The organism is Cesiribacter sp. SM1 (assembly GCF_020178975.1).
Classification (GTDB): Bacteria; Bacteroidota; Bacteroidia; order Cytophagales; family Cyclobacteriaceae; genus Cesiribacter.
Window position 1 is genome coordinate 1 of the sequence record NZ_JAHXBU010000057.1, and the last position, 3988, is coordinate 3988.

The window sequence follows — 3988 nt, forward strand, 5'->3', positions numbered from 1 at the left end:
TGTTCCGAAACTCTGGTGAGCGGTTTGCTGTCAACATTTATTCTAAAGTTATTGAAGGGGTATCAGCAGTCAGGTATTGGGTATCAGCGGGAAAAGCTGACACCTGAAAGCTGAAAGCCGACACCTGGAAAAGAACCGGGCTTGTAGCTCAGGTGGTTAGAGCGCTACACTGATAATGTAGAGGTCCGTGGTTCGAGTCCACGCAGGCCCACCAAAAGGGGACGAAGGGATTCGAAAGCAGGACACAGCAGGCGTCTCCAAGAGCAAAGAAGTAGACTACAAGAGTCTATGACTATATACTGGGGGATTAGCTCAGCTGGCTAGAGCGCTTGATTTGCATTCAAGAGGTCATCGGTTCGACTCCGATATTCTCCACTAGAGAACAAGGACGAGAGAGTGCTTAGCATTCAAGAGGTCATCGCCGGAAGGCCGGTCTACGCGACCCGACCCGATCAACTCCGATATTCTCCACAGAGAGCATCGACAAGATCAAAACATCTAAAGCTAAGACAGTAGGTCTGGCTACATTGAAAAGCAGGTAAAAGGGTGCGCATTGCAGTAGGCATTGAGGAAAGTCTCAATACTCACTACTCAATACCCACTACTATTTACTACTACTTAACAGCAGGGGCGAGTGATGGACGAGCAATCCTAAACACGAGGGCCTTTGGTAAAACTGTTAAAGAAAAGTTCATTGACATGTTGTGAGAGGAAATAGGGTCATTCTAGATTAGCCGCGAGGTTAGTTTAGTAATGAGCATAAAGAAAGTAAGTAAGAGTGTATGGAGGATGCCTAGGCTCTTGGAGGCGAAGAAGGACGTGCTAAGCTGCGAAAAGCCCGGGGGAGTTGCACAGGAACTGTGATCCCGGGATGTCCGAATGGGGAAACCCGGCTGTTTGAAGAACAGTCATCCCGAGCTTGTCTCGGGAAGCGAACCCGCTGAACTGAAACATCTAAGTAGGCGGAGGAAGAGAAAATAATAATGATTGCGCAAGTAGTGGCGAGCGAACGCGCAAGAGCCCAAACCATAACTGTTACGGCAGTTGTGGGGTTGTAGGACCTCAACATCGGCGAAGTAAATAAACTGGAAGGACCTGGAAAGGTCTACCATAGAGGGTGATAGTCCCGTATAGGTAAGTTTACCAGCCGTAGAGTGTTCCTGAGTAAGGCGGGACCGGAGGAATCCTGTCTGAATCTACCGGCACCATCCGGTAAGGCTAAATACTCCCAAGAGACCGATAGTGAACTAGTACCGTGAGGGAAAGGTGAAAAGTACTCCGAATAGGAGGGTGAAATAGTACCTGAAACCATACACTTACAAGCGGTCGGAGCCCATACGTTGGGTGACGGCGTGCCTTTTGCATAATGAGCCTACGAGTTACTCCTCACTGGCGAGGTTAAGTTCTTGAAGGAACGTAGCCGGAGCGAAAGCGAGTCTGAACAGGGCGCTATAGTCAGTGGGGGTAGACGCGAAACCTTGTGATCTATCCATGGTCAGGTTGAAGATTGGGTAAAACCAATTGGAGGACCGAACCAGTTAACGTTGAAAAGTTTTTGGATGAACTGTGGATAGGGGTGAAAGGCCAATCAAACTGGGAAATAGCTCGTACTCCCCGAAATGCTTTTAGGAGCAGCGTTGTGGTTTGAGTATGACAGAGGTAGAGCTACCGATTGGACTAGGGGGAGTCACATCCTACCAAATCCAGACGAACTCCGAATGCTGATCATATATACACAGCAGTGAGGGCTTGGGTGCTAAGGTCCAAGTCCAAAAGGGAAACAACCCAGACCAACAGCTAAGGTCCCTAAATCTATACTAAGTTGAACTAAGGTGGTCCAGTTGCACAGACAGCCAGGATGTTGGCTTGGAAGCAGCCATTCATTTAAAGAGTGCGTAACAGCTCACTGGTCGAGCGACAGGGCATCGATAATAATCGGGCATCAAGTATAGTACCGAAGCTATGGATTAGAGATTATATCTCTACTGGTAGGGGAGCATTCTAATCTACTGTGAAGCTGTAGCGGCAAGCTATGGTGGAGTGTTTAGAAAAGCAAATGTAGGCATAAGTAACGATAATGCAGGCGAGAAACCTGCACACCGATAGACTAAGGTTTCCCGGGCAATGCTAATCAGCCCGGGGTTAGTCGGGACCTAAGGCGAACCCGAAGGGGGTAGTCGATGGACAACTGGTTAATATTCCAGTACTGACTGTAATGAGTGATGGGGTGACGAAGGCATGTAACCCTTGCGCACGGACGGAAGTGTGCGTTAAAGCCCGTAGGTAGAGGACTTGTAGGAAAACCCGCAGGTCTTGCTGAAAGGTGATAGTACAGCGAGGCTTCGGCCAAGCTGATAATGGGGCCAAATATACTTCCAAGAAAACCCTCTAAGCGTTTACATTACAGCCACCCGTACCGCAAACCGACACAGGTAGTCAAGTGGAAAACACTAAGGTGCTCGAGTGATTCATGGTTAAGGAACTAGGCAAATTAGACCTGTAACTTCGGAAGAAGGGTCGCTCCTGGCAACAGGAGCCGCAGTGAATAGGTCCAGGCGACTGTTTAACAAAAACACAGGGCTCTGCGAAATCGAAAGATGAAGTATAGGGCCTGACACCTGCCCGGTGCTGGAAGGTTAAGGGGGGGAGTTAGTGCGCAAGTGCGAAGCTCTGAACTGAAGCCCCAGTAAACGGCGGCCGTAACTATAACGGTCCTAAGGTAGCGAAATTCCTTGTCGGGTAAGTTCCGACCTGCACGAATGGTGTAACGATCTGGACACTGTCTCAACCATGAGCTCGGTGAAATTGTAGTAGCGGTGAAGATGCCGCTTACCCGTCACGGGACGGAAAGACCCCATGAACCTTTACTATAACTTCACATTGACATTGGGCAACAGATGTGTAGGATAGGCCGGAAGCAATGAAGCGGCGTCGCCAGGCGTCGTGGAGCTAACCTTGAAATACGGCCCTTCTGTTGCTTGATGCCTAACCCCTTGAAGGGGGACATTGTGTGGTGGGTAGTTTGACTGGGGTGGTCGCCTCCAAAAGCGTAACGGAGGCTTCCAAAGGTACCCTCAGCACGATTGGTAACCGTGCGCGGAGTGTATTAGCACAAGGGTGCTTGACTGTGAGACATACAAGTCGATCAGGTAGGAAACTAGGGTAAAGTGATCCGGTGGTTCCGTATGGAAGGGCCATCGCTCAAAGGATAAAAGGTACTCTGGGGATAACAGGCTGATCTCCCCCAAGAGCTCACATCGACGGGGAGGTTTGGCACCTCGATGTCGGCTCGTCACATCCTGGGGCTGGAGAAGGTTCCAAGGGTTGGGCTGTTCGCCCATTAAAGTGGCACGCGAGCTGGGTTCAGAACGTCGTGAGACAGTTCGGTCCCTATCTGTGATGGGCGCTGGAAGCTTGAGAGGACCTGATTTTAGTACGAGAGGACCGAATTGGACATGCCGCTGGTCTGCCAGTTGTACCGCCAGGTGCACCGCTGGGTAGCTACGCATGGACGAGATAAGCGCTGAAAGCATCTAAGCGCGAAACTCTCCTCAAGATGAGGCTTCCTTATAAGGGTGGTTATAGACGATGACCTTGATAGGCTGCAGGTAGAAGCGGTGCGAGCCGTGTAGCTAAGCAGTACTAATTGCCCAAATACTTTCTTATGCAGTGGTACCCACTCCACTCTTGTTTCCTCTCACTTTTACATGTCAAATAGTATTGAGTAGTGGGTATTGAGTATTGAGACTAAGTCAGTACTTGATCTTAACTACAGATACTAAAAATATTATAGTAGCTATGAGTACTGCAGCTAGCGTGTAGCAGAGACAAAGTCTCACTACCCACTACTAAGGACTCACTACCAAAAGAAATAATGGTGGCTATAGCACAGGTGTTCACCTCTTCCCATTCCGAACAGAGAAGTTAAGCCCTGTAGCGCCAATGGTACTTGGGTAACACCCGGGAGAGTAGGTCGCCGCCAACCCAT

2 tRNA genes and 2 rRNA genes are annotated in these 3988 nt (G+C 49.5%); all 4 read left to right on the forward strand.

The window, feature by feature from the left end:
- The first annotated feature begins 137 nt into the window (after positions 1-137).
- The 4 genes from KWJ01_RS13095 (at position 138) to rrf (ending at position 3985) form a co-directional block, all read left to right on the forward strand.
- A tRNA-Ile gene (locus KWJ01_RS13095) sits at positions 138-214 on the forward strand.
- Positions 215-301: 87 nt separating this feature from the next.
- Positions 302-375 (forward strand) — tRNA-Ala (locus tag KWJ01_RS13100).
- Positions 376-762: 387 nt separating this feature from the next.
- Positions 763-3666: ribosomal RNA gene (locus tag KWJ01_RS13105) — 23S ribosomal RNA — on the forward strand.
- A 207-nt stretch (positions 3667-3873) separates the two neighbouring features.
- Positions 3874-3985 (forward strand): 5S ribosomal RNA (gene rrf, locus KWJ01_RS13110).
- Positions 3986-3988 lie beyond the last annotated feature (3 nt).